The following is a 7,243-nucleotide window of genomic DNA, read 5'->3' as shown; positions in this document are numbered from 1 at the left end:
AGTCGACTCATCTGACTCGACCGCAATTCCAAGGGCTCAGTGTATACACCTCCAACTCTATCTAATTTGCTCTTATAATTCAAGTTATGTGAAGAGGTCAACAGGATATATAATAAACTCACGCTAGGAAACCATGCTTTCAAATTCCTATTTTCTTTTATTCGCCGCTTTGCTTGGCGGATCGATCGCTTTCTATCATGAACGAATCCGCAAACGTCCGGCGAAGTTGTCAATTCTCATCGCCTGTCTTATTGCCTTCGCCGCCGCATGGAAGGAACAAACATTAGCGGCGGGACGCGATCCCCATATTCCATCCATCGGTTTTTGGCTAGCCTCTGGGCTGCTCGCCATTCTGTCGGCTAAGGAAGGCGGACGCTCGCTGCTGGCCGTAGAACGCTGGAAAAAGGAGACGCCTTTTTCGTTTCCTTATCGGCCTGCAAGGATCGCTCTCATCCTCGCGGCGGGGGCGGCGTCAGTTTTCTTGCAAACCTATTATTTAGGGCATACAACGATAGCCGGAATTCGCATCCCTTGGTATGCGCCCATGATCGCCTGGGGAACGAGTCTTTATTTTTTGTTGTATCCTTTGTTCCCCAAAAGAAAAAAAGACGGCGGCGATTTTTTCTCTTGGCGGATCGCTTCGCTTCCTTTCGCTTTTCCATTCCCTTCGAAACCAACGGCGCCATGGGAAACAGCGGAGGAGGACGCATCTTCGAAAAAAGCGCAATCGGCGCCGTGGGCCAATACCGGCGCCTTAATTGCCGTCCTTATCGCCGTCTGTTTATATGGAATCGCCTCGACTTCCTATCCCACCGACGTCCACGGCGACGAAGCGGAAACGGCGCTATATGGCCTCCAGACGCGGAATTCCGGCCAGTGGAATCTCTTCTATCCGGGCTGGTATCATATCCCCAATCTTTTCTTCCTTATTCCAGCATGGGGCATGTGGCTTTTCGGCGACAATTTGTTGGGAATGAGAATGACCGGCGCTATGATCGGCGTTGCCTGCGTTCCTGTTTTCTATTTGTTGGCGCGGCGTTTTCTGCTTCCCAAAGCGGCGGCGCTGGCGGCGTTGATGTTCGCCTCGTCCTCTTTTATCGTCCATTTTTCCCGCATGGGCACGGGGTACAACCAAACGGTATTCTTCACCGCTACGGCTATGTATTTCTTTATTCGCGCCATCCAGGAAAAAGAACTGCGGGCCATGATCTTCGCCGGAATCGTCTCGGCCATCGGTTTGTTGTCTTACCAAGCAACGCAGTTGCTGCCGCCGCTAGTATTGGCCTCGCTGCTGCTGTTGACGCTGACGAGAATCATTCCCCTCCGTTTTGCGCTTTGGGGATTGGCGGCTTATCTGTTGGCGCTCGCAACGGCGGCGGCGCCGTTGATTGGCAATTATCTCAACAATCCCTACACGGTTTATTCCCGCGCCGACAGCGTCAGCGCTCTAGGAAAGACAGGGCGGGATTTTTTGTTGAAGCGCTATCCGCCAGGAACGCCCGCCTTGAAAATCGTCCACGATCAAATCGAACTCAGCCTATTTGCGCCGATCAGCGTTCCCGACAGCAGCCCCTATCTCGTCAACAAACTTTACGGAGGCATGTTGGACCCGGCTCACGCTATTTTCTTCACCGCTGGCTGCCTCTTTTTATTTATAAAAATTCCAAAGCCAGCGGCAGTTTTATTGTTATTTTGGACGATCGTCAATCTGCTCGCCGGATCGGCGTTGACCAACAATCCTCCATCCTACCAGCGGCTAATCGGAGTTATTCCATATCTAATTCTCATCGCGGCGCCGATGGCCTATGGCGCCGTCGAGCGCTTAAGCGCCGCACTGCAGCTTTCGGCGTATGGACGCAACGTTCTCTTGGTTGGAGCGGCGTCTTTGCTTTTGATTGCAAGCGCGCACCGATATTTCCACCAGATCATGGCGGAGCCTCAATATTTGGAAGATTCCACCCGCGCCGCGCGGTTTCTGCATAAGGCGGGACCCACGGCGTATACGTATTTCTTCGGGATGCCCTATTTCTATTTCGAATACGGAAACATCCGCTTCCTGGCTCCGGAAGCGAAAGGCGAAAACGTTCCCAATCCAGAAGAATTTTTAACGAGAAAAATCTCCCGTCGCGGTCCGGTTATCTTTATGCTCATCAAAGCCAACAACCGCTACGTCTCTCGCTTGCGGCAATCGTATCCTGGAGGAAGGGAAACGGCGCATAAGGACGTTCATGGAAGTTTGTTGTTTACGGCGTATGAAGTGAATTTGTAGTCTCTATGCAAAAAGAGAGCCGCTGGGGTAAGCGGCTCTCTTCCTTCGTTTTTCATTTTATTCCATCTTACGGATTCGGTTCTTTACCGCCCTTCTGGGCGGCGATATCGCCGCAGAGGCGGTTGATGGCGTTAATGAACGCTTGGATGCTGGCGCGGATCACGTCGGTATCGGCGCCGCGGCCGACGGCTTCGCGTCCGCCTGAGTTGATGGTGATGTTCGCCGAACCGAGGGCGTCGGTTCCCCGCGTGACGGCGCCGACGTGGTAATCCACCAGCACGGCGTCTTCCATGTTTGTTAGATTCTTAATGACGGAAAAGACCGCATCCAACGCGCCGTCGCCGGTTCCGCTGCCTTCCAGAATGTCGCCGTTGGAACGCAGACGCACGGAAGCCTTGGGCTTTTTATCTTGGCCGATGCTGATGGAAAAGTCGTCGAGGGCGTAGCGGGCGTAGTCGGAAGCGCGCGATTGTTCGTCGACGATGACGATCAAATCTTCGTCGAAAACGGTTTTCTTCAAATCCGCCAAATCCTTAAACGCCGCAAAGGCTTTTTCCAGCGCCGCGTCATCGAGAGAGAAACCCAATTCCTTCATGCGGGTGACGAAGGCGTGGCGGCCTGAATGCTTGCCCAAAACCATAGAACTGCCGCTCCAACCCACCGATTGGGGAGACATAATTTCGTAGGTGGTGCGCTCCTTCAAAACGCCGTCCTGATGGATGCCCGCCTCATGCGCGAACGCATTGGCGCCGACGATGGCTTTGTTGGGCTGAACGGGGATGCCGGTGAATCGCGTCAACAGGCGGCTGGCGGGATAAATCTGCTCCGTGCGGATGTCCGTATGGAACGAGAAAAAGTCGCGGCGCGTTTTGATGTTCATCACCACTTCTTCCAGCGAAGCGTTGCCCGCCCGTTCGCCGATGCCGTTGATGGTGCATTCGATCTGGCGGGCGCCCATGCGCACGGCGGCCAGCGAGTTGGCTACGGCCAATCCCAAATCGTTATGGCAATGGACGCTGATAATCGCCTGGCCGACATTGGGAACTTTTTCGAAGATATATTCGATCAACGCGCCGTATTCCCAAGGATTGGAATATCCGACCGTGTCGGGAATATTGACCGTCGAAGCGCCCGCATCGATAGCGGCTTCCACAACCTCGCAGATGTAATCCCGCTCGGTGCGCGCCGCGTCTTCCGTCGAAAATTCCACGTTGTCCGTATATTGCTTGGCGCGCTTGACGGCATTGACGGCGATGTCGCGCACTTCCTGCCGCGTTTTCTTCAGTTTCTTTTCCACGTGAACGGAGCTGGTGGCGATGAAAGTGTGAATACGGGGATTCTTGGAATGCTGCACCGCTTCCCAACAGCGATCGATGTCCTTGTCCATGGCGCGGGCCAGGCCGCAGATTTGCGGGCCGTCCACTTGCTGGGCGATGGCTTTGACGGATTCGAAATCGCCGATGGAGGAGATGGGGAATCCCGCCTCAATCACGTCGACGCCTAGGCGTTTCAATTGAAAGGCGAATTCCAATTTTTCCTGCAAATTCATGCTAAAGCCGGGCGATTGCTCGCCATCCCGCAGCGTCGTATCGAAAATAATGATTTTATCGCTCATGATACTGTCTTCCTTTCTGGATAGGCGGCGACGATCGTCGTCATTCCGCCGGCTAACGGTTCTTGTTTCGTCTTGCTTTTAAGGTCGTCAAGGTCGCTTTCGCCGGATAATTCGCCAAGCAGGTCCGACACGATCATCACCTCCTCTCGCCGGAAGAACCTCGTTTTTCATCTCACCGAAATTGTTCCCTCGCCCTTTGGGAGAGGATTAGGGTGAGGGAATTTTTTCAACGGCGCATTCGTTTTGCCCTATAAAACAAAAAATCCCCGTCCCATTTCAGGGGCGAGGTTGGATTCGCGGTACCACCCTGTTTCGGCGTTTTAGAGAGAACGCCCTTCTTTGCGCGATGTTACGGTCGCGGCCCGTCCTGCGCTATTGACCGCTAACGCGGCGTTCACGGAGGCAGCTCCGAGGCGAGTTCAGCGCTCCTAGGAACCGGTTCGCACCACCCACCGGCTCTCTCCATCCTTAGGGAATACGCTTACTACTCCTCTTCCCAGCCTTTAAGAAAAACATATGAAAAAAGAATTGTAATTATTAATCTCAATCCGTCAAGGGGATTTCTCATTAATCATGCAAAACGGCGGCTTTGGATTTCTTTTCCTGTTTCGGCGGAGAAGCGACATCGAAGTTCTGGGAAGAGATAGGAATGGGCGGCGACACCATGCCTCCGGAAATGACCATTTTCATGGCGTCCTCGACGGACATGTTCACGAGAGCGCACTCCTCTTCCGGAATGATGAGGAAATAGCCGGAAGTGGGATTTGGCGTTGTAGGCAGAAAAACGTAAAATAGGCGCTTCCCCGTAATCTTTTCGATTCGCCCGTTATCTTTTCCCGTTACGAAGCCGAACGAATAGATGCCCTTGCGCGGGTATTCGATCAAAACGACTTTTTCGAATAATTGAGTGCGCTTGCCCATGAGAGCTTCGCTAATCTGCTTCAAGCCTTTGTAGAGAGTAGAAATGAAAGGCGTGCGGAGAAACAACAAATCCACAAGATCGAAAATTTTGCGCCCGATATACAACTGGGTCGTAAAGCCGAGCACGCCGATGATTAAAATCGTCAAAAGGAATCCGACGCCGTATTGGGGAATAAACCATCCCCCGGTTTTGAGGGTTTCGGTCAAATCATAATAAACCAATAGGTCTTGGAACCATGCATCCAGGAAAACGAAGATGCCCCAGATAATCCAAATCGTCACCCCGATGGGCACGACGACCAACAAACCGGATAAAAAATAGTTACGAAATCGCCGCAGCAAAATTTTATCTCCTAATTCGATGCCTACAATGATCCCCTTTCGCGTAATAGGCGAATGGGGCGCGTCATAATCGCGAAGGGCGCCGCCGGAGCCTCCCTACGAATCATTAACTATTATTTTTAGGTTCATCGGCTTGATGGCGATCGTTTCGTTCCTTTTCCGGGCGGGAATTCGCTTCAGGGGAGTCCTTCGCCTCGCGGACGATTTTCACGCGGATAATGCGCCGTTCGTCGGAATCGAGGATGACGAAGAGAAAATCCTTATAACGGACTTCTTCTCCGATTTCCGGTACCGTTCCCGAAATCGAAGAGATGAAACCGCCTAATGTTTTCACGTCTTCCTCCGGAAATTCCTCTTCCAAGAGTTCCGAAAGATCGTACAGATTGATCTTGGCGTCGGCCACGATAGCGCCATCTTCACCGATTTCGTATTCCGGCAGTTCATCGTCGTATTCGTCCTGAATGTCGCCGACGATCTCTTCCAAGGCGTCTTCGATGGTGACCAGTCCCGTCGTGAGTCCATACTCGTCCACGACGATGGCCATGTGATTTTTCTCTTTACGGAACATTGTGAGCAATTCGCTCACCTTTTTGGTTTCAGGCACAATCAGAGAGGGGCGCAAAATATCGCGAAGGACGATATGGGAATGGCCGTTTCCCTCCCGCAGCAAATCCTTGACGTAGAGTACGCCGACGATATGGTCCAGGTCGTTTTCGTAAACGGGTATGCGCGAATGACCGTGCTTGACCGCTTCTTCCTTGGCGCGATCCCAGGAAAGATCCACGTTGATGGCGTGAAAATCAACGCGCGGGGTCATAATTTCGTTGACGTGAAGGTCGCCGAAATCGATGATGCTGTGAATCATCTCTCGCTCTTCTTCTTCAAGCACCCCCTCCTTTTCGCTCATTTCGATCAAGGCTCGGATATCGTCCTCCGTCAACGTGGAAAGTTCCTTAATCGCCGGTCCGCCGAAAAGGCGAATGATCGAATTCGATAGAAACAGAAAAAGGGCGATCACGGGCCGCAAAACCCGGTACATAGCGCTCAAAGGGCCGATTACCTTTTGGGAGATGCGAACGGCGTGCTCTTTGCTGTACGTTTTGGGGACAATCTCGCCGAAGACGAGCAGCAGGAATGTGGCGATAGCGACAGCCACGGCGGAACCGTAAGCGAATGCGATGGAAGCGGAAAACCAAGTGAGGAGGATGGTTTCGCAAATATTCGCCGCCAAAACCGAAGCGAGAATATTGACGAAATTGTTTCCTACAAGAATCGTGGCGAGAAAGTGGTTTGGATTGTGCAGCCACGGCTCCAATTTTTTATAGACTTCTTCCCCCTCGCCGAATAGCCGCTTGACGCGGATCTTCGTCATGGAAGTCAACGCCGTCTCGGCCCCGGAAAAGAAGGCGGAAGCCAATACGCAGAGAACAAATACAACCGCCTGGATGAGAAGATTCGTCTCATCCGCGCTCGCTGCCATGTCCATTTTCCCCGATTCCACAGCCGAAACGATTATCGCACCCATACGCAGAATATCTTGCATATCCTAAATTTAGGCGCCCCTTACCGAACAATTAAAAAGCGCCAGTCTCTCCTCCCCTCTCTATTCGATATGATGATCGCCGCCGATCAATCCTTTTGGAATATGCGGCGCATTCAACCGTTGAAGATCCATCCGCAGCGAGAATTCTCTCTCCATCCAATTTCGGATGGAATCGTTTTCATGATCGCATCCCAAAAGATGGAGAAAACCATGAAACAACAACTCGTCGATTTCCTCCGCCAGGGAATGGCCGAATCGGCCAGACTGGCGCTCCGCCGTCTCCACGGAAACGACGATATCCCCCAGCGCATGGGACAGGCCGACAGGTTCGCCCTCTCGCAGCGAAAAAGACAACACGTCGGTAGGCGCATCGACGCCTCGATAGCGGAGGTTCAGTTCCTGGATGGCCGCATCGTCCACTAGGGCGACGCTCAGTTCGCCATCCCGCTCGCTCGCCGCTTCCAGCAGCAGGCGGGCGAATCGCTCATGCCGCTCCAGGTCCACATCCTCCCGATTATACGCCGCTTCGATAAAAACATCCATCTCCCAATTT

Annotated in this window: 6 protein-coding genes and 1 other annotated feature; of the genes, 1 reads left to right on the top strand and 5 read right to left on the bottom strand. The window is 52.8% G+C overall.

The features are described from left to right. The first annotated feature begins 133 nt into the window (after positions 1-133). Positions 134-2,269, top strand: a complete 2,136-nt coding sequence (locus AB1656_11325) for a glycosyltransferase family 39 protein (protein MEW6235970.1) — start codon at positions 134-136, stop codon at positions 2,267-2,269. 67 nt (positions 2,270-2,336) lie between these two features. On the opposite strand, the gene AB1656_11320 is transcribed toward AB1656_11325, so the two are convergent. The 5 genes from AB1656_11320 to ybeY form a co-directional block, all read right to left on the bottom strand. Beyond that, on the bottom strand, positions 2,337-3,884 hold the full coding sequence (locus AB1656_11320) for a 2-isopropylmalate synthase (GenBank protein MEW6235969.1): 1,548 nt from the start codon (positions 3,882-3,884) through the stop codon (positions 2,337-2,339). Then, entirely contained in the window at positions 3,881-4,015 is a 135-nt protein-coding gene (locus AB1656_11315; protein ID MEW6235968.1) for a hypothetical protein, read from the bottom strand. Before AB1656_11315 ends, AB1656_11320 begins: the two co-directional genes overlap by 4 nt. A 144-nt stretch (positions 4,016-4,159) precedes the next feature. Next, positions 4,160-4,391: a binding site (T-box leader), on the bottom strand. A gap of 60 nt (positions 4,392-4,451) precedes the next feature. Beyond that, on the bottom strand, positions 4,452-5,147 hold the full coding sequence (locus AB1656_11310; protein MEW6235967.1) for a DUF502 domain-containing protein: 696 nt from the start codon (positions 5,145-5,147) through the stop codon (positions 4,452-4,454). A gap of 106 nt (positions 5,148-5,253) precedes the next feature. After that, a complete protein-coding gene (locus tag AB1656_11305; GenBank protein ID MEW6235966.1) occupies positions 5,254-6,627 on the bottom strand; it encodes a hemolysin family protein in 1,374 nt (457 codons plus the stop codon). Between the two features lie 123 nt (positions 6,628-6,750). Next, positions 6,751-7,233, bottom strand: coding sequence for an rRNA maturation RNase YbeY (ybeY, locus tag AB1656_11300; GenBank protein MEW6235965.1), 483 nt, complete (start codon positions 7,231-7,233; stop codon positions 6,751-6,753). Positions 7,234-7,243: the final 10 nt, after the last annotated feature.

The sequence above is a fragment of the Candidatus Omnitrophota bacterium genome, from assembly GCA_040755155.1.
Classification (GTDB): Bacteria; Hinthialibacterota; Hinthialibacteria; order Hinthialibacterales; family Hinthialibacteraceae; genus JBFMBP01.
This window is presented reverse-complemented; position numbering and strand designations above follow the sequence as displayed.